The sequence below is a fragment of the Caminibacter profundus genome, from assembly GCF_054657155.1.
Window position 1 is genome coordinate 1,058,759 of sequence record NZ_BAAHXC010000001.1, and the last position, 19,601, is coordinate 1,078,359.

At 29.5% G+C, this 19,601-nt stretch carries 20 protein-coding genes and 2 tRNA genes; 5 read left to right on the forward strand and 17 right to left on the reverse strand.

All coding sequences use genetic code 11. The features are described 5' to 3' along the window. Positions 1 to 540 carry a fused DSP-PTPase phosphatase/NAD kinase-like protein gene (locus tag ACYQ1U_RS05675; protein WP_459885215.1) on the reverse strand — a complete coding sequence of 180 codons (540 nt, stop codon included), beginning with the start codon at positions 538 to 540 and terminating at the stop codon, positions 1 to 3. Between the two features lie 59 nt (positions 541 to 599). Here ACYQ1U_RS05675 and ACYQ1U_RS05680 point away from each other — a divergent pair, with 59 nt between their 5' ends. The 3 genes from ACYQ1U_RS05680 to ACYQ1U_RS05690 are packed head-to-tail and all read left to right on the forward strand — an operon-like array spanning position 600 to position 3,166. Continuing rightward, complete coding sequence (locus ACYQ1U_RS05680) at positions 600 to 1,523, forward strand: glycosyltransferase family 2 protein (RefSeq protein WP_459885217.1); 924 nt, start codon at positions 600 to 602, stop codon at positions 1,521 to 1,523. 10 nt (positions 1,524 to 1,533) lie between these two features. Beyond that, on the forward strand, positions 1,534 to 2,355 hold the full coding sequence (locus tag ACYQ1U_RS05685) for a flippase-like domain-containing protein (RefSeq protein WP_459885219.1): 822 nt from the start codon (positions 1,534 to 1,536) through the stop codon (positions 2,353 to 2,355). Next, positions 2,348 to 3,166 carry a PLP-dependent cysteine synthase family protein gene (locus ACYQ1U_RS05690; protein ID WP_459885221.1) on the forward strand — a complete coding sequence of 273 codons (819 nt, stop codon included), beginning with the start codon at positions 2,348 to 2,350 and terminating at the stop codon, positions 3,164 to 3,166. Before ACYQ1U_RS05685 ends, ACYQ1U_RS05690 begins: the two co-directional genes overlap by 8 nt. Here the strand turns inward: ACYQ1U_RS05690 and ACYQ1U_RS05695 are convergent. The 13 genes from ACYQ1U_RS05695 to ACYQ1U_RS05755 all read right to left on the reverse strand — a co-directional run bounded on the left by ACYQ1U_RS05695 (position 3,156) and on the right by ACYQ1U_RS05755 (position 15,177). Beyond that, positions 3,156 to 4,190, reverse strand: coding sequence for a murein transglycosylase domain-containing protein (locus tag ACYQ1U_RS05695; RefSeq protein WP_459885223.1), 1,035 nt, complete (start codon positions 4,188 to 4,190; stop codon positions 3,156 to 3,158). The genes ACYQ1U_RS05690 and ACYQ1U_RS05695 overlap by 11 nt on opposite strands. A gap of 146 nt (positions 4,191 to 4,336) precedes the next feature. Next, a tRNA-Thr gene (locus ACYQ1U_RS05700) sits at positions 4,337 to 4,413 on the reverse strand. A gap of 160 nt (positions 4,414 to 4,573) precedes the next feature. Then, positions 4,574 to 4,649 (reverse strand) — tRNA-Asn (locus tag ACYQ1U_RS05705). 246 nt (positions 4,650 to 4,895) lie between these two features. After that, positions 4,896 to 6,074 (reverse strand): bifunctional glutamate N-acetyltransferase/amino-acid acetyltransferase ArgJ, encoded by a 1,179-nt coding sequence (argJ, locus tag ACYQ1U_RS05710; RefSeq protein WP_459885225.1) that lies wholly within the window; start codon positions 6,072 to 6,074, stop codon positions 4,896 to 4,898. A 154-nt stretch (positions 6,075 to 6,228) separates the two neighbouring features. Continuing rightward, entirely contained in the window at positions 6,229 to 7,377 is a 1,149-nt protein-coding gene (locus ACYQ1U_RS05715; protein WP_459885227.1) for a potassium channel family protein, read from the reverse strand. 22 nt (positions 7,378 to 7,399) lie between these two features. After that, positions 7,400 to 7,585, reverse strand: coding sequence for a 50S ribosomal protein L28 (rpmB, locus tag ACYQ1U_RS05720; RefSeq protein WP_459885228.1), 186 nt, complete (start codon positions 7,583 to 7,585; stop codon positions 7,400 to 7,402). Positions 7,586 to 7,670: 85 nt separating this feature from the next. After that, on the reverse strand, positions 7,671 to 8,834 hold the full coding sequence (locus tag ACYQ1U_RS05725; protein ID WP_459885230.1) for a tetrahydrodipicolinate N-succinyltransferase N-terminal domain-containing protein: 1,164 nt from the start codon (positions 8,832 to 8,834) through the stop codon (positions 7,671 to 7,673). A 38-nt stretch (positions 8,835 to 8,872) separates the two neighbouring features. Next, entirely contained in the window at positions 8,873 to 10,639 is a 1,767-nt protein-coding gene (gene glmS, locus ACYQ1U_RS05730) for a glutamine--fructose-6-phosphate transaminase (isomerizing) (RefSeq protein WP_459885232.1), read from the reverse strand. Next, a complete protein-coding gene (gene galU / locus ACYQ1U_RS05735) occupies positions 10,639 to 11,457 on the reverse strand; it encodes a UTP--glucose-1-phosphate uridylyltransferase GalU (protein WP_459885234.1) in 819 nt (272 codons plus the stop codon). Before galU ends, glmS begins: the two co-directional genes overlap by 1 nt. Continuing rightward, a complete protein-coding gene (locus ACYQ1U_RS05740) occupies positions 11,454 to 13,073 on the reverse strand; it encodes a cation:proton antiporter (protein WP_459885236.1) in 1,620 nt (539 codons plus the stop codon). The genes galU and ACYQ1U_RS05740 overlap by 4 nt, the downstream gene beginning before the upstream one ends. Continuing rightward, positions 13,066 to 13,452 carry a secondary thiamine-phosphate synthase enzyme YjbQ gene (locus ACYQ1U_RS05745; protein WP_459885238.1) on the reverse strand — a complete coding sequence of 129 codons (387 nt, stop codon included), beginning with the start codon at positions 13,450 to 13,452 and terminating at the stop codon, positions 13,066 to 13,068. The genes ACYQ1U_RS05740 and ACYQ1U_RS05745 overlap by 8 nt, the downstream gene beginning before the upstream one ends. After that, on the reverse strand, positions 13,427 to 14,197 hold the full coding sequence (locus ACYQ1U_RS05750; protein ID WP_459885240.1) for a pseudouridine synthase: 771 nt from the start codon (positions 14,195 to 14,197) through the stop codon (positions 13,427 to 13,429). The genes ACYQ1U_RS05745 and ACYQ1U_RS05750 overlap by 26 nt, the downstream gene beginning before the upstream one ends. Before the next feature lie 35 nt (positions 14,198 to 14,232). Further along, the gene (locus tag ACYQ1U_RS05755; protein WP_459885243.1) at positions 14,233 to 15,177 is read right to left on the reverse strand and encodes a KpsF/GutQ family sugar-phosphate isomerase; all 945 of its coding nucleotides are present in this window, start codon (positions 15,175 to 15,177) and stop codon (positions 14,233 to 14,235) included. Positions 15,178 to 15,321: 144 nt separating this feature from the next. On the opposite strand from ACYQ1U_RS05755, the gene acnB reads away from it, so the two are divergent. Next, positions 15,322 to 17,901 carry a bifunctional aconitate hydratase 2/2-methylisocitrate dehydratase gene (gene acnB / locus ACYQ1U_RS05760; protein WP_459885246.1) on the forward strand — a complete coding sequence of 860 codons (2,580 nt, stop codon included), beginning with the start codon at positions 15,322 to 15,324 and terminating at the stop codon, positions 17,899 to 17,901. Then, a complete protein-coding gene (locus tag ACYQ1U_RS05765; protein ID WP_459885249.1) occupies positions 17,882 to 18,118 on the forward strand; it encodes a hypothetical protein in 237 nt (78 codons plus the stop codon). The genes acnB and ACYQ1U_RS05765 overlap by 20 nt, the downstream gene beginning before the upstream one ends. A 40-nt stretch (positions 18,119 to 18,158) precedes the next feature. On the opposite strand, the gene ACYQ1U_RS05770 is transcribed toward ACYQ1U_RS05765, so the two are convergent. From ACYQ1U_RS05770 to ACYQ1U_RS05780, 3 genes are read right to left on the reverse strand one after another with little or no spacing between them, the layout of a single operon-like run. Beyond that, positions 18,159 to 18,488, reverse strand: coding sequence for a phosphate-starvation-inducible PsiE family protein (locus ACYQ1U_RS05770; protein ID WP_459885252.1), 330 nt, complete (start codon positions 18,486 to 18,488; stop codon positions 18,159 to 18,161). A 41-nt stretch (positions 18,489 to 18,529) separates the two neighbouring features. After that, entirely contained in the window at positions 18,530 to 19,246 is a 717-nt protein-coding gene (locus ACYQ1U_RS05775; RefSeq protein WP_459885255.1) for a DUF445 domain-containing protein, read from the reverse strand. After that, positions 19,243 to 19,584: an arsenate reductase family protein gene (locus ACYQ1U_RS05780; RefSeq protein WP_459885258.1), complete on the reverse strand. Its 342-nt coding sequence runs from the start codon at positions 19,582 to 19,584 to the stop codon at positions 19,243 to 19,245. The genes ACYQ1U_RS05775 and ACYQ1U_RS05780 overlap by 4 nt, the downstream gene beginning before the upstream one ends. Positions 19,585 to 19,601 lie beyond the last annotated feature (17 nt).

Genomic DNA, 19,601 nt, shown 5'->3' on the forward strand with positions numbered 1-19,601 from the left:
TCACTTTTCATTTTTCATTTTCCATATCCTAAAACTCTCATCCATAGCTTTAGTAGGAGAGCCAAGATATGGAAAATGGCCATATTTTAAACTAAGCATACTTTTACCATCTTTTCCCAAATAGTCTAAATATAAAGCACTTGCAAGTCCAGTTCTATCGGCACCTGCTTTGCAATGGATTAAAATTGGTTTTTTGGAATTTTTTATAATATCTACTATTTTTTGCATAGTCTCAATACTTTGGACTTGTTTATCGCTTATTTTAAAGTCAATTAGGGTTATATTATGTTCTTTACAAAAATTTTTTTCATATCTATACCACTCTTTATTTGGTTTTGCTCCTCTTAGATTAAGTATAGTCTTAAAGTGATATTTTTCATAAATAAAAGGCATATTAAATTCATACAATTGAGCGCTTCTATAAACCCCGTCTATTACCTTATGAAAATTCCCCGAATATCTTAAGTATCCTATCCAAAAAGCTACAAATACCAAAATTACATAAAGAAATGTTACTAAAATCTTTAAAATTTTTTTCATTCTCAATTCTCCATTCTTCATTCTCAATTTTAGCTATAATTTTATCAAAAAGGAAATAGATGAAAATTTCAGTGGTAGTCCCACTTATGAATGAAGAAGACAATATTAAGTACTTGATTAAAGAAGTAGATAATGCTTTAAAAGACCTTAATTATGAACTAATTTTAGTAGATGATGGAAGTACTGATAATACTGTTACAGAAATAAAAAAACATATGAATGACAAAACCAAACTTGTTATACTTAACAGAAATTACGGACAAACCTCAGCAATGGCTGCTGGTATTGAAGTAGCAAATGGAGATATTATAGTTACAATTGATGGAGACTTACAAAATGACCCAAGTGATATTCCAATGATGATAGAAAAACTAAATGAAGGTGTAGACGTAGTTGCTGGAATTAGAGCAAAAAGAAAAGATGAACCTTTTAGAAAATTCTTAAGTAAAATAGCAAATAAAATTATCAGAAAAATCACAGGTGTTAAAATTAGCGATTATGGATGTACATTAAAAGTTTTTAAAAAAGATGTAGCAAAAAATTTACAACTTTATGGTGAACTTCATAGGTTCATCCCAATACTTGCTCAAATGTATGGAGCAAAAATTACTGAAGTACCCGTTAAACATCATGAGAGAAAATTTGGCAAAAGCAAATATGGTTTTAATAGAATTTTTAAAGTAATAAGTGACTTGATGTATCTTGTATTTATGCAGAGATTTGGTCAAAAACCAATGCACTTTTTTGGAACAATTGGATTTATAATGTTTAGTTTAGGAAGCTTAATTGATTTATATCTTTTTATTTTAAAACTATTTGGCGAAAATATTGGAAATAGACCTCTCTTAACACTTGGGACTATGCTAATACTAGGTGGTATTCAATTAATTACTACTGGATTTTTAGCAGAAATAATGATTAGAACATATTACGAAAGTCAAAGTAAAAAACCATATGTTATAAAAGAAATAATTCAAAAGTGACAAATTAAAAGTGAAAAGTGTAAAATTATTAATAAAAATTATTTTTATAATATCAGCCTTTTTTATCATTTCTCAAAAAATTAATATTCAAGAACTAAAAAATATAAAACTTCAATATCCATTCTTTCTTCTTTTAGCTTTTATTACTTTTAATATTTCTCAAATAATCTCGAGTATTAGAATTCATATGTATTTAAAAAATATAAATGTAACTCCAACCTTTAAAAAACAATTAATGTTATATTATGTTGGAATGTTTTATAATACCCTGCTTCCCGGTGGAATTGGAGGAGATGCATATAAAGCTTATAAATTTCAAAAATCATATAATCAAGGATACAAAAAAATAATAAAAGCCTTGCTTATTGATAGAATTTCCGGGCTTTTTGGTATTTTTTTTATAATAGGGATTTTAATTTTGTTTTCAAGTTTTAAAAATTTTTTATGGTTAGCTTCTTTTATTATTTTAGCACCAATTACACTTTATCTCATTCACAAATTTTTCTTTGTTGAGTTCGATTTTAAACCGTTTTTTCATTCAATTATTATTCAATCCTTACAAGGATTAGCATTTTTATTTATTTTATATTCACTTGGTGTTAATTATTATTTAGTGGATTTTGTAATTCTTTTTTTTATTTCATCAATAATTAGTGTAATTCCAATATCAATAGGAGGATTAGGTCTTAGAGAATTAACGTTTCTTTATGGACTTGAACTTTTAAATTTAGACCCTACTACTCTTATAGTTGCAGCATTTTTATTTTTTATAATTTCTATAATCTCTAGTATAATTGGTATAATGTTTCTAAAAGGAGTAAAAAATGTTTAATACACCAATATTCAAATTAGATAATATTTCAGTAAAAATTGAATACAAAAATCCAGCAGGAAGTATCAAAGATAGACCTGCTCTATTTATACTTAAAGATGCATTCTTAAATGGTTTTCGTGAAGTTGTAGAAGTTACAAGCGGAAATACTGGAATTGCTCTTACATTTTATGCTAAAAAATTTGAAATTAAACCAACTATTTTTATGCCAAAAAGTTATTCAATTGAAAGACAAAAACTATTAAAAGCATATGGAGCCAATTTAATTTTAACAGATGGAAATATAAGTGATGCTTTAAAAGAAGCTGAAAATTATGTCAAAAAAACAAATGCATATTTTGCAAAACAGTTCGAAAACCCATTAAATCCAGCATCTCAAGAAATTACAGCACTTGAGATACTAAATCAAATAAATAATATAGACTATTTTGTATGCGCAGTTGGAAGCGGAGGAAGTATTACAGGTATTGGAAAAATATTAAAACCATTAGGTGTTAAAATTATAGCAGTTGAAAGTATTAATTCTCCAGTTATTTATAATAAAATAAAAAACAAAAACCTTCCTATAAAACCTCATAAAATTCAAGGTATTGGTGCTGGATTTATTCCAAAGATTTTAAATCTAAACTTAATTGATGATGTCATTTTAGTTGATGATGAAGAAGCTATACAGTTTATGAAAAAAATGCCAAGTCTAGGCATTACAGGAGGTATTTCAACTGCTGCAAACATTCTTGCTAGTAAACAATTAAAAGGAAATATTGTAACTTTAGCACCTGATGGAATTGAAAAATATTTATCTATACTTTAACAAACAACTTCTTATGTTTTAAAACTTTTGGAAGATATCTTCTTCCTTCATCAGTTGGAAGTCTTTTAATAAGCCTATAATAAACTTCTCTTGGTGATAAATTATTAATAATAGAAATTGCCCTATCTCTTCTTAAACTAAAAACTTTAAATACATTACCAATTCCGGAATTATATGCACAAATAGCTAAATATTCTCTAGAAATAGGATTTTTTACTTTCGTTAAGTATCTGTAAAACAATATATTCAAATATGCAGTGCCTATATTTATGTTATTCTTTGGAATAAATAAAAATTCTTTACTTGGAATTTTTTTATATCCATAAACTCTTTCATATCCTTCAATTCCAGCAGTAGTTGGAACAATTTGCATAAGTCCAAATGCTGGAACATAACTTACTGCATATGGATTAAAATCACTTTCAGTCTTTATAATTCCTAAAATTAATGACTTATTAATTGAATATTTTTTTGAGTAAATTTCTACATAACGTAAATATTTTTTCTCTCGAATATTAGTAGAATTTTTAGCTAAATTAAAATTAACATAATAAACATATCTATTTCTTCTAAATCTTTTTTTTAATTTATGCCTTATTAACCAAGTAGCATATCTATTAGCTCTCCATTTATATAATACAGGTTTTTTCTCAAAATCATAAATTTGATATGCTAAAAAAGGTTTTCCATTTAAAGAAACTTTATCGCTAAATAGATCTACACTTCTTGGATCTTCTGGCATTAACATAGTGTTTACTAAAGCTTTTTTCATATATTCTTTTTTAAAAGTTTCAACAGTTATAATACCTTTTTCAAAATTTATTATTGCACGAGCTTTATAGTGCTGGGTATATTTTACGAATGTAGTTGTTGAAGGTTTTTTAGGATTTGGCCAAATTGAAATTGCTTTTGTAAACTTCTTTATTTCTTTATTAAAATTTCTAATAAAATATTTTATATCCTTTTTTAATGCATTTGGATGTGCTATATAATATTTTTCTTTTTGTTTTACAAAAGTGCGCAAAGCATAAGAGGGATTTTTTGAAATTGTTGCTTTAGTTATATAATGGTAATCACTAACACTACATCCAAGAAAAAATAATATTAAAACATATTTTAAAATAACAACCCTTTGATATTATATAGAATTATATATTAGAGTATATTAAGTGGAGCCGGCGAAGGGACTCGAACCCCCGACCTGCTGATTACAAATCAGCTGCTCTAGCCAGCTGAGCTACGCCGGCAAGTGGTGAAATTTTATCAAAAGAAATTATCATTTTCAAGATTTTTAATATTTAATATAAAGACTGTCATAATAAAAATAGTATAATACATAACATTTAAAATTAATTAATAAAAACATAAAGTTTTAGAGTCAAACACTTAATTAAGTATTAATAGTAATGGCTCCGGCGGTAGGACTCGAACCTACGACCCGACGGTTAACAGCCGTCTGCTCTACCGACTGAGCTACGCCGGAACATTTTTTGTAATGAAATTATACCAAAAAAATTTTTGAATACAAGATTTTTTTTGAAAATTTGAAAAAATTAGTTTAGTATATAACACCAATTCTAATTTAGTAAAAGGTACTGACTAAATAAAGCGAAACAATTGTAAACTTTAGCGAAAAAAGCTCTAAATTAATCATACCAAACCCGTTAGGGCGGCGTAGCCATTTGAGATTTTTAGCTTTACTTTCAACTTTTAAATTCTTACTATTAGTTTAAGTTCTATATTCAGCATTTATTTTTACATACTCATAGCTCAAATCACATCCATATGCCGTAAATTCTCCATCCCCTAAACCTAAATCAACATAAATCTTAAATTCACTTCTTTTCATAATTTCATGAGCTTTTTTCTCAGTTTCGCTATCAAAAAGAATTTTTCCTCTATCATAAACTACTACATCTTCAAATACTATTTTTAGTTTTTCTTCATCACACTCAATTCCACTTGCACCTATTGTAGATGCAATTCTTCCCCAATTTGGATCTTCACCAAACAAAGCAGTTTTTACAAGTAAAGAATTAGTTAAGGCTTTACCCGCAATTTTAGCTTCTTTTTCATTTTTTGATCCTGTAATTACAAAAGCAACTGTCTTACTAGCCCCTTCTCCATCTTTTACTATATCAAGTGCTAGTTTTTGCATAACTTGTCTTAGTGCTAGTTTAAAAGCCTCTCTTTCATAATCTCCTTCTCTTGTAGTCATTAAAAACACACTATCATTTGTAGAAGTATCTCCATCAACACTTATTGCATTAAAAGTAATTTCATTAATTTCTCTTAAAATTTCATTCATATCTTCTTCTGGAATATTTGCATCAGTAGTTATGAAGCAAAGCATAGTAGCCATTGCTGGATTTATCATACCAGCACCCTTAGCTACTCCCCCTATTCTAAACTTCCCAAAATCACCTTCAACTTCAAAAGAAATGAGCTTTGGGAAAGAGTCTGTAGTCATTATAGCTCTTGCGAATTTATTTGAATCTTTATCATTCAAATCAAACTTATCAATTGCTTTTTTTATTTTATCTTTATCAAGTCTCACACCAATAACACCAGTTGAACTCATTAAAGGATTAGTAACTTTAAACTTTTCAGACACATAGTTCATTAATTCTTCTATATCTTTTATACCATCAGCTCCTGTTAATGCATTTGCGTTTTTAGAATTAGCTAATATAAAATTAGTCTTAGTTATTTTATTTTGTAATACATACTTTATAGGAGCCGCTTGAAATTTATTTGTAGTAAAAATATATACAATATCCATTAATTTATCACTTCTTATAAATCCAACATCTAAGCCATCTTTTTTAAACCCTGCATTAACTCCACTAGCATATATTCCATTAACTGCACAAATTCCACCTTCTATTGGCGTTATTCTAAATTTCATATCAATCCTTTATCTATTTGATATATTGATATATTGGTTATTAGAGGTACTAGAGGTATTAGAAGTATTAGAGGTATTAAGGGTTCTAAAGGAATAATCTTTACTAACCTCTACAACCTCTATAACCTCTACTAACCTTTATAACTTACTTATTTTATATAAAATCTAGTTCTTTTGGTTTTATAGTGCTTCTAATAATTTTTCTGGCTTTTCTCATATCACGGGCAGTACCTATTATCAATAATAAATCTCCTGGCTTAATAGTCACATCTCCTTTGGGAATAGGAATAAACTTTCCACTCTCTTCTTTAATACCAACGACAGCTACATTAAAAAGTTCTCTTAAATGAGCTTCTTTTAGTTTCTTATAAGCTATCCATGATTTTTTACTTACTGTAACTTCTTCTAAATCAAGTGGTGTATCAATAGAATATACAAACTCTTCTAAAATATTTTTTACATCTGGGTCTACTGTAATTGCCGTCATTCTTTTTGCTATAAGTTTAGTAGGTGAGAGAACTTCATTTGCTCCTAGTCTTTTAAGCTTTTCTATTTCCTCTTCCGTATTAACAACAGATAAAATATAATAAGGATGTCTTTTTAGGTCTTTTTCATAAAGTCTAACACTACTTATTACTGCAATATTATCAGGAACATTTTTTGAAAGTGTAATTACACCTTTTGCACTACTTAAGTGAGATTTTTTTAATGCTAGCAGTGTATGAGGTTCAGCTTTTACATAAAAAGGATATTTATATTTTTTTGCAATTTCTTCTAAATTATCATTTGGATCTACTACTACAAATGGTATATGAGTATTACGAAGTTCTTTAGCCAATTCTATTGTATACTCATTATGATAACAAATAACTACATGGTTTTTAAGTCTAGCTATCTTATAAAGCATTCTATTCTCCTTAAGTAGCGCTAAAAGGCGACCTTTATTAATTGTATCAACTAAAACCCCAAGAACATATGAAAAAACAGCAAATCCTGCAATTATCAAAAATATTGTAAAAATTCTACCAAGTGGAGAAATTGGAGAAATTTCACCAAATCCTACTGTAGTAAAAGTAATACCTGTTTGATAAATAGCATCCATTAGTGAAAAATGATCTATCCATATATATCCAAGAGTACCAAAAAGCATTACTAAAATAGTAAGAATCATAGGAGCACGAAAAGGTTTTAATTCAGACCAAATTTCAGGAGACAAATCAACTTCAGGTTTTTTACTTCTTTCCCAATGTAGAAATTTTGCAAGTTTTTCAGCAAAAGAATGTTTATTTTTATAATTTTTCATAAATACCCCAAAAAGGGGAAGCTTACACTGATTTTTTCAAGCTTTTAAGGCAGCTTGTACAGATTTTAACTCTTTTTCTAACACCGTCTATTTCAATTCTTACACTTTGAATATTCGGGTCAAATTTATGTCTTGTTTTTCTGTTTGAGTGGCTCACTCTATTTCCAAACTGAGGACCTTTACCACAGATTTCACATCTTCTTGCCATAATCGTCCTTTTTTTCAATTTTAAGTTTGAAATTATATCAAAAAAACTTTAATTCTCTTTTATATAATTTCCTTTTAAAAAGGAATTAATGTAGTTCTTCATTTAACTTAACTTCACGTCTGCTTCTAAATGCAATCATTTTACCTTTTGTTGTATCAAATCTATAATGTATTCCATTAAGACCTGCTAACTCAAGTCCTTTAAAATACTCTTTATATTCTACATTCCATTCAGGATTTACCTCTTTTATTTTATTATACTCGTCTTCACTTATCCAAATTTTAGTACCTTCAAGTACTGCAATTCCAGCATCAACAATACATCCATCTCCTAGTGGAATTCCGGTAACTGAGTTTGCTCCAAGAAGAGTATTTCTTCCAATTGTAATTGGATTTCCATTTGTACCGCTAAGAACTCCTAAAATAGAAGCGCCTCCACCTACATCCGCTCCTTCTTTTACAACTGCACTAGAACTAATTCTTCCTTCAACCATTACAGGACCTTCAGTCCCAGCATTAAAGTTAATATAACTAGCTCCTGGCATTACAGTAGTTCCAGGGGCTAGTTGTGCTCCAAATCTAACTTTTGCAGTATCCAAAATCCTAATATTGTCTTCTGGTACTATATGAGATAAGTATCTAGGGAACTTATCTACATACTCAACTTCTGGATACGCATCACGAAGTTTTAACTCAATTTCATTTGCTCTTAAATAATCTAGTTCAATAGGAACATTTCCAACCCATGCGCAGTTGTGTAAGATTCCAAAAGCACCATTTAGGTTTATACTTCTTAAAGGCACTTTTCTAGTTGAAAGTGCATATAACTTTAAATACACAGATTCAACACTTTTTGGAGCAGCATCTTCAAAAAGAAAACAAATTCTATAATTATCATAAATATCATCACTAAAAATATCTTTTAATACTTTTAATACTTGAATATTTTTATGCTTTTCTCCTACTGCTTCAGATACCAGTTCTTCACCAAAATAATTTAATGCAGTTTCTACAAACTCTTTAGTAACAGGTGCAACAAACTCTGTATCATTAAAATCAATTTGTACACCATTTTCAATTAAACTTCTAATAAAGACAGCTGCACTTCCAAAATTTTCATTCCAATTTATAACTGGATATGTAGCTTGAAGTACTTTATCATGATTAAGTTGTCCTAAATCAACTCTTGCTATCCCAAATGCAAGAGGTTTTCTAAAACCATTTATATTTTCAACTAACTTTTCAAACATTCCTATCCTTTTTTTGCTAAATTATACCAAAATTATCTTTATTCAACAGTAACTGATTTTGCAAGGTTTCTTGGCATATCTACATCGCAGCCTTTCCTAATAGCAACTTCAAGTGCAAGTAACTGCGTTACTACCATCATTTCAAAAAACTCTACCATAGGATGAGAGGTATCATTAATTTTTATAAAATCATCTGTCATTTCAATATATTCACTTGAAATTGTTAAAATCGTAGCATCACGACTAGCAAGTTCTTCTATATTTGATTTAGTTTTTTCGTAAAGTATATTTTTGCTAAGAAGTGCTACTACAAAAAGCTGAGGGTCTGCTAAAGCAATAGGTCCGTGTTTCATCTCACCTGCCGGATAGCCTTCTGCGTGAAGATAACTAATCTCTTTTAGTTTTAAAGCCCCTTCTAGTGCTAAAGGATAAAAAATATCTCTTCCTATATAAAAAAATCCATGTCCATGAAGGTATCTTTTTGAGAGTCTTTTAATTTTTTCATGAAGTGAATTATCTACTTTTGTAACTTCAATAGCTTCATTTATTATTTCATATTCATTAATTCCTGCTAAATAATTACTAAGCATCCATAAAGTCATTACTTGTGTTGCAAAAGCTTTTGTAGAAGCTACACCTTTTTCTATTCCTGCCCTAAGTAAAATCGTCCTATCAGCCTCTCTTACTATAGATGAATTGTCTACATTGCAAAGAGCTAAAGTTTTAAGACCTGCTTTTTTTGCCATTTTAAGAGTTTCTAGCGTATCAGCCGTTTCACCACTTTGAGAAATTACTATAAATAATGTATCTTTACTTAAAATTGGATCTCTATATCTAAGCTCACTTGCTACTTCAACATCAGTTCGTATTTTTGCATATCTTTCTATCAAATATTTTCCAACAAGTCCTGCATGATAACTTGTCCCACATGCACTAATTATAATATTGTTTATTCCATCAAAAAACTCCTTATCAACTTCATCAAATTTTATACCATCTTTAGTATTGCGCCCTAGTGTATTTTCTTTTAAAACATCATATTGTTCATAAATCTCTTTTTCCATATAAAATCTATATCCTGCTTTTTTAGCTGATTCTTTGTTTGAAGGCAAAGATTTAAAAAAAGGTGAAATTTTTAATCCATCTCTAAACAAATAAATTTCTTTATCAACAAATCCATACTCTCCATCATCAAGATAATGAGCATTATTCGCGTGTCCTATAAGAGGAGCATCTGAAGAAGCAAAATATATTTTATCATCATTTTTTGCTACAATAAGAGGAGAGCCTTTTTTAGCAAAAAATATTTTATCTTCTTCTTTTGTAATTAATAAAATTGCATAAGCCCCTTCTAACTTTTTGAGTGTCTTTTTAAAAGCTTCAAAAGCATCACCATCATAATAGTATTCAAACAATTTCACAATTACCTCTGTATCAGTCTGAGATATAAACTCTACTCCAACACTATCTAAAAATTTCTTTAACTCTTGATAATTTTCAATAATTCCATTATGAACTACTGCACTAAATTTGCCTCTATGTGGATGAGCATTTATCTCAGTTGGTTTTCCATGTGTTGCCCATCTTGTATGTCCTATACCATATTTAGGTATATTTAAATTAATTTTTTGTAATTTGTCTTCAAGATTTTTAAGTTTTCCAACCGCTTTTATTATTTTTATATCGTTTTTATCTTTAACTGCAATTCCTGCACTATCATATCCTCTATATTCTAATTCTTTTAACCCATCTATCAAATATTCTATTGGATTACTAACCCCTATACATCCTACTATCCCACACATTACTTACCTTTAAACTCTTTTTCATAAAAATAATTAGTAGCTTCTATAAACCCATCAACGCTTCCACAATCAAATCTTTTTCCTTTAAACTTATATCCTATTACCATCCCATCTTTTGCTTGTTTAAGTAGAGCATCAGTTAATTGAATTTCTCCCCCTTTTCCTGGCTTTGTCTCTCTTAGCAAATCAAAAATATCAGGAGTTAAAATATATCTTCCTATAATTGCTAAATTACTTGGAGCTTTATCAATATCTGGCTTTTCCACCATATCCTCTATCATCAAAATACCATTCTCAATTACTTTTCCGAATACTATTCCATATTTGTTCACTTCATTTTTAGGAACTTCTTCAAGTGCTACAATTGTACATTTAAACTTTTTATATAGCTTTACCATCTGAGCTAACACATCTCCTTCACACAAGTCATCTGCTAAAACTACTGCAAAAGGATTATTCCCTATAAGAGGTTCTCCTGTAAGGACAGCATGACCAAGTCCTAACATCTCTTTTTGTCTAACATATGTAAAAGTACATTTATCTATCATTTCATTCGTTTCTTTTAAAAGTTTTGCTTTACTTGAGTCTCTTACTTTTTCTTCAAGTTCTGGTGCTTTATCAAGATAGTCCTCAATTGCTCTTTTGTTTCTTCCCGTTACAAACCCTATTTCAAAAATACCTGCATTCATACACTCTTTTATTCCATAATGAATAAGAGGCTTATTTACTACAGGCAGCATCTCTTTTGGTACTGATTTAGTCGCAGGTAAAAATCTCGTTCCATATCCTGCTGCCGGGAAAAGTGCTTTTTTTATCATCCTTTCTCCTTTAAATTTAGTTCACATCTAAGAGCCAATTCTATCAGTTTTTCTGCAAGCTCTTTACTTTTATCTATTACATAAACATTACGGTTTTTATAAAATTCTTTTTCTTCTTCTATATCAGTTAAAACAATAACATTTAAGTTTGGATTAATATCAAGTAAATTTTCTGCAATTAAATGGGTATGATCTTCATTTAATGTAGTAATTATAACAGCACTCGCATTTTCTACATTCAAACTCTCTAGTACCTTTTTATTTGCAGCGTTACCAAAAATCACATTATCCCCATTTTTTAATCCCTCTTTCACTAATTCTATTTGTTTATCAATAGCAACATAGGGTATACCTGTTTTAGTTAGTTTTCTTGCAATTCTTTTACCAATTTTATCATAGCCTATAAGAATTATATGTCCTTTAACCTTAGCAGAAGTAACATTAAACTCTTCAAACTCTTGAATATCTTTATCAAAAATATCTGCTATTTTATAAATATACCTTAGAATAAAAGGAGTTAAAATCATCGAAATAACTACAACTACTACAAGCTTTTGTAAAAGAGGACTTTCTACAAGATTATATTTTCCAAGTAATGCAAAAATTACAAAAGAGAATTCACCAATTTGAGAAAGAATAAAAGCACTTTTTATTGCTATACGGTTATGTTTTACAAAAAATTTTAACATCAAGTAAATTAATAGTGCTTTTATTCCCATAATAGCAATAGTTATTAATAATAATGTAAAAAAATTTTCAAATACAAAATGTATATTTACCATAAGACCAACTGAAATAAAAAACACTCCTAAAAGTAAATCTCTAAATGGCACAAGGTTTGCTTCAATTTGATATTTATATTTAGTCTCACTCAAAACCATACCAGCAAGAAATGCTCCAAGAGAGTAACTTAGTCCAAAAAAATGAGCAATTTCTGCTGCAGTAAGTACTACTAAAAGTACTGTTGCCATAAAAATTTCATCTGATTTTGTTTTAGTTGCATGAGATATAACAAATGGTGCAATTATTTTCCCGTATATATACATAAACGCACCTAAAGCTATAAAACCTCCTAATGTTTTTAAAATAAGCTGAGTAAGGTTAGCATCTTTATTTACAATAATAGAAATAGCTATAAGAATTGGAATTACTGCTATATCTTGAAAAAGCAAAATTCCAAGAGAGACACGTCCATAAGGCTTTGATATTTCTCTACTTTCATTTAAAAGCTTTAATACAATAGCTGTTGAACTAAGTGCAATTGCTGCCCCAATAATTAATGCTATTCTTATATCCATTTTAAAAACAAGCCATAATATTAAACCAAAAAAAGCTCCTACAATTGTCATCTCAGCTATACCAAATCCAAACACCTCTTTTTTCATAGATTTTAGTTTCTCAGGAGAAAACTCAAGTCCAATCATAAACATCAAAAAGACAATACCAAGTTCGGCTACTATTTCTATAGTATGCTTATCAAGATTAAAAATATTTGAAATGATAATACCAGTAAAAATATATCCTATAATTGGAGGAATTTTTAATCTTGCAAATGGGATATTAAAGCTCAGTGCAATAAAAAGTAAAATAATAACAATTAAAATAGGACTAATCATTAATTACCTTTATATGAACCTTTCTCTCTCTTGGACCATCAAATTCCACTAAATAAATTCCTTGCCATTCTCCTAAAACAACTTCTGCATTTTCTACAATAAGTGTCAAATTACTTCTTAAAAATGCAGCTTTTAAATGAGCTCTTGCATTTGAATGACTATATTCTCTAAAAGGAACAATATCTTTAAGCATACCAAGCAAGTCTCGTTTTAAAGTTCCATCACTCTTTTCAAAAACAATTACACTAGCAGTAGAATGAGGACAAAAAACACTAACTATTCCACTTTTTATACCACTTTTAATAACTGCTTCTTTTATCTCTTTTGTAATATCAACAACTTCTGATTTATAATTAGTTTTTATGCTTATTGTTTGCATTATGCTCCTTTAAAAATTCTTTTAATAGTTTATATTCTCTTTTGTCAAAGTATCTTGTTTTTGCCGTTGGAAGAGCATTTAAGGCAATCCAACCGTATGAAAGTCTTTTCAAATCCAAAACATCTCTTCCAAAATGTGCAAAAAACCTTCTAAGCTCTCTATTTTTGCCCTCACCTATCGCAACTTTTAAAGTAGAATATTTTGGATTATTTTTAATAATTTGATAACTAATAAAAGGTTTTAATTTAATTTTTTCTTGAGTAGTTTTTTCATGAGCACCTTCTATGCCAACTTCAACTCCATTAGTCATAGCTTGTTCCATTTCAGGAGTAATATCACCTCTTATCCTTAATTTATAAACTCTAGGTAAGTCTGAGTTCATTAAAGCATCAGCAACTTTTGGCGAGTCTGTTAATATCAAAAGCCCTTCACTTGCAAAATCAAGCCTTCCTACCGGAATAAAATGTTTATATTTTTTAGGAAGTGAATCATAAATTGTTTTTCTACCTCTATCATCTTTTTTTGTTACAAGTTCACCTCTTGGCTTATTGTATACAATACAAGTATATTTTGTACTTTTTTTTACAGGTCTATTATTTACTGCAACTTTATCTCCAGTCCCAACATTAAACGCCGGATTTGTTACTACTTTACCATTTACTTTAACTCTACCATCAAATATAAGTTTATCTGCTTCTCGTCTAGAGTAAGTCGTATGATGGCTTATAAACTTATTTAATCTCATTTCTATCCTTTATATAAATTTCTTTGGCTTTTTGGCTACTTAATGCCAGCTTCTACTAAGTCATGAATATGAATAACTCCTATTACCTTTTTATTATCATCAATCACAGGTAAAAGTTGAATTTTATTATCTTCCATAAATTTCAAAGCATCACTTGCTAAGACGCTTGGTTTTATAGTTTTTGGATTAATTGTCGCAAATTTGATTGCTTTTTCATTTAAATCAAAATTTTCTTTCATCATAGCTCGTCTAAGGTCCCCGTCACTCAAAACCGCTTTAACTTTTCCATTATCTAAAAAAAGAATATGACCAATTTTACCCTCAGTCATTTTAATAATTGTCTCTTTTAAGCTATCTTCATCATTAGCTACAGGGAAAGATTCTTTCATTAAGTCTTTAACCTTTACAAAAAGTCTCTTTCCTAGACTTCCACCTGGATGAAATGAAGCAAAGTCCTCTTTTGTAAAGTTTCTTTTCTTCATCAAGCAAACTGCGAGAGCATCACCCATTGCAAGAGTTAGCGTGGTTGAACTTGTAGGTGCTACATTTAGTGGACAGGCTTCTTTGTCTACATGAATATTCAAAACTACATCTGCATATTTTGCAAGAGTAGAATTTTTATCTCCAGTCATAGCAATCAAAGGCACATCGAATCTTTTTATATGAGGCAAAATTTTTATAAGTTCCTCACTTTCTCCAGAATAACTAATAGCCAAAACAGTATCTATTTTTGTGATCATACCAAGATCACCATGAAGAGCCTCAGTTGGATGAATAAAAAAGCTTGGGGTCCCAGTACTTGCAAGAGTGGCTGCAATTTTACTACCAATAAGACCTGATTTTCCAACTCCAGTTACAATTAATTTTCCTTTAGTATTGTAGGCTATTTCAACTGCTTTTTCAATGCCACTTACATCTGCTTTTAATATTTCATTAGCTTCAATATAAAGTACTTCTTTTGCAATTTTTCTAAAATCCACCTTTAGCCTTTTTTACTAAAATTATATCAAAATAGTTAATTTTAAATAAATGTAACTTTTTTACACACTATTTTTTTAACACCACAGTCTAAATGTAACATTTCGTAATTAATAGATTAAAATTTCAATAAAAAAGGAAGTATTATGAGCTTTATTGAAGAATACAAAAAACATACAGAAGAGAGAGCTAAACTTGGAATTCCACCACTTCCTCTAACTGCAAAACAAGCAGCTGAGCTTGTAGAACTTTTAAAACAAAACCCTATTGAAAATGAAGAATATTTAATGGACCTTTTCCTAAATCACATAAACCCTGGTGTTGACGAAGCGGCATATGTAAAAGCTGCTTTTTTAAATGATATTGTTCAGGGAAAAGCAAGTAGCCCTGCAATTTCTCCAAAAAGAGCAGTTGAAATTCTAGGTACTATGCTTGGAGGGTATAACGTAAAACCTCTAATTGATGCATTGTCTCTAGATGAAGAAATTGCAAAAGAAGCTGCAAATCAACTTAAAAATATTCTACTAGTATATGATGCATTCCATGATGTAGAAGAATTAGCAAAAGCTGGTAATCAATATGCAAAAGAAGTATTAGAAAGTTGGGCAAATGCTGAATGGTTCACTCATAAAAAACCTCTTCCTGAATCAATTAAAGCAGTAGTTTTCAAAGTACCTGGAGAGACTAATACAGATGACCTAAGTCCTGCTAGCGAAGCATTTACAAGAAGTGATATTCCTTTGCATGCACTTAGTATGCTAAAAGCAAAAATGCCAGATGCAATTGAAAAAATCAATGAACTTAAAAAAACTGGTCTTCCAGTAGCATTCGTTGGTGATGTTGTTGGAACTGGTTCAAGTAGAAAATCAGCAGCAAACAGTGTAATTTGGCATATTGGTGAAGAGATTCCTTATGTACCAAATAAAAAAAGAGGTGGTATTGTAATTGGTGGAGTAATTGCACCAATCTTTTTTAACACTTGTGAAGATGCAGGAGCACTTCCAATCGAAGCACCAGTTGATAAACTTGAAATGGGTGATGAAATTGAAATTAGACCATATGAAGGAAAAATTCTTAAAAACGGTGAAGTTGTAAGTGAATTTAAACTTAAACCAAATACTCTTCCTGATGAAATAAGGGCTGGTGGTAGGGTTCCATTAATTATCGGTAAAAACCTAACAAAAAAAGCAAGAGAGTCTCTTGGAATGGAACCAGAAGCGGATATCTTCATCAGACCTGAACAACCAGCAGAAAAAGAAGGCGTTGGATATACTCTTGCTCAAAAAATTATAGGTCGTGCTTGTGGAATGGAAGGTGTTAGACCTGGAATGTATGTTGAGCCTACTGTTACAACAGTTGGAAGCCAAGATACAACTGGTGCAATGACAAGAGATGAAATTAAAGAACTTGCAGCACTTGGATTCAATGCAGACCTTGTAATGCAAAGTTTTTGTCATACAGCTGCTTATCCAAAACCTGCTGACATTAAACTTCATCATACTCTTCCAGATTTTATTACAAGTAGAGGTGGAGTTGCATTAAAACCTGGTGATGGTGTTATCCACTCATGGCTAAATAGAATGCTACTCCCTGATACTCTTGGAACAGGTGGTGACTCACATACAAGATTCCCAATAGGAATTAGTTTCCCAGCTGGTTCAGGACTTGTTGCATTTGCAGCAGTTACTGGATCTATGCCACTAAATGTACCTGAAAGCGTATTAGTTAGATTCAAAGGAGAACTTCAACCTGGAATTACTTTAAGAGACTTAGTTAACGCAATTCCATATTTTGCAATTAAACAAGGTTTACTTACAGTTGAAAAGAAAAACAAAAAGAATATCTTCAACGGAAGAATATTAGAAATTGAAGGTGATATTATTAGAAAACTAACAATTGAACAAGCATTTGAGCTAGCTGATGCAAGTGCTGAGAGAAGTGCAGCAGCTTGTACAGTTGATGTAAGCGAAGAACAAGTTGCAGAATATTTAAAATCAAATATCAAGCTTCTTGAAGAAATGATTAAAGCTGGATATGAAGATAAAAGAACTCTTCAAAGAAGAATTGACAAAATGAAAGCATGGTTAGATAAACCTGAACTTCTAAGAAGAGACGAAAATGCAGAATATGCAGCAGTAATTGAAATTGATCTAAATGAAATCACTGAGCCAATTGTTGCTTGTCCAAATGACCCAGATGATGTTGCAACTTTATCTGAAGTATTAGCAGATTCAAATAGACCTCACAAAATTGATGAAGTATTTATTGGAAGCTGTATGACAAATATAGGACACTATAGAGCAGCAGGTGAAATACTTAAAGGCGAAGGACAAGTTCCTGTTAGACTTTGGATTGCACCTCCTACAAAAATGGATGAAAGAGAACTTATAGAAGAAGGATATTATGCAATCTTTGGTCAAGCAGGTGCAAGACTAGAAGTTCCTGGATGTTCACTTTGTATGGGTAACCAAGCAAGAGTTGCAGATAATGCAAATGTATTCTCAACATCAACTAGAAACTTTGATAACAGAATGGGTAAAGGTGCTAAAGTTTACCTTGGAAGCGCAGAACTTGCAGCAATTACAGCTCTTCTTGGAAGACTTCCAACAAAAGAAGAATATCTTGAAATTATGGAGAAAAAAATAGCTGGAAAAGAAGATAAAATTTATGACTATCTATATTTCCACAAAATACCTGGATGGCATCTTGAAGAGAGAAATAGATAATTTCTCTTCTTTTTATTTTACCTTTTTGATAAAAAAAATGGCTTTAATAAAAGAATTTAAATTAACTAATAAAAACATCAATATATCTTCTGAAGTAGTAGCAGATTATTCATTTGATCAAAATTTTTTCGAAATAAGAACTTATAAAAAAGGTGATATAGAGAGAAAAGAAAGCACTAAACAAAATATACAATTAAATAAGCAAAAAGCCAAATAATTAATTGCTCTCTTGAATAATTTTATAAATCAATCTTAACTTATCTTTCACTATATGTAACATTTAAAGATAAATACCTAAAAAAGAAAAACACTCCAATTAATACAACATATAGTCCGATAACTTTGAAAGATTTATTAGTAGTAGTAGCAATTAAAAGTTCTCTTATAAAAAAAATTATACTAGCATCTATCATATAACGAATTTTAATTCTTTGTTTTTTAAAAAACACAAAAAGCATTTGAGTTATTTCAATTATTACCATAAATTCAAGTATTAAAGACAAAACTTTATAAAAATCATACTTCATAATTAAAATAAACCCAAAAATAATACTTGCTAAAATAATATCAGCATATTTTTTAAACATCACCATAATTCCTTTTTTATCAGAATTATGGTTAAATTTAATTACAATTTAATAACAATAAAATATTGCACAAATCCTATCATACCACCAAGAAAAGCACCCGCAAAATTTATAAACGAAAAGTGTTTTTTCATCAAAGAAAAAAGCATTTCTTCAAGGGTTTTTTCATCAAAAGAAGCAACTTTTTCTTCTACAATTTTATCAATATGAACTTTTAAGAAAATTCTTGGGACTTCTTTTTCTAAAAATTCAAAAATTTCTTTCTTTAAAACCTCTTTTACTTTATCTTCGCTTATTAGTTCATTAATTTGTAAAGAAAATTCTAGATTATTTAAAACATTTTTTAACAAATCTTCATTTACAAAGCTTGCAAACATTGGGAATTTTTCTTTTACAATTTTTGAAATTATTAAAGAAAATTTATTAATGAGTTCTTCCTTTGTCAAAAATTCATTTATGTCTTTATTCAATAACTCTTCAATTTTACTATCCAAAAACTCACTAATCTCTTCTTTTACTTCATAACTAGTTATAATCTTTGTAATTTCTTCTTCACTTAAAATATAGTCCTTTACAACAACTCCTACTTTTTTAGCAAGAGCCTTTTTTTCTCTTGGAATTACTCCTTGAGGAAAAATGGTCAAGTTACCAACTTTTATTTTTTTATAAGGTCTAAAAAGCATTTTTATTGCAATATAATTTGTTATATATCCAATAGTTGCTCCAATACCTACACTACCTAAAAGAGCTAAGCTCATCCAAAAATCTTCTTATACTTATCTTCATCAAACCCTACTACTACTTCACCATTATCAAGTTCAATTACAGGTCTTTTGATAAGTAAATTCTCTTTACACAGCCACTCTTTTTTACCTAGTTCATCAAGGTTTAACTCTTTTAGTTTTAATTGTCTATATTTTGTACCCCTATTATTAAAAAGCACATCAATTCCAACTTTTTTTATCCATTCTTCTATTTTGTCACATCCAACTGGAGTTTTTTTGAAATCAACAAACTCATATTCAATACCTTTTTCATTGAAAAATTTCAAAGCTTTTTTAACACTCCCGCAAGTTTTTATTCCATATACTTTCATTTCTTCTCCTTAATTTC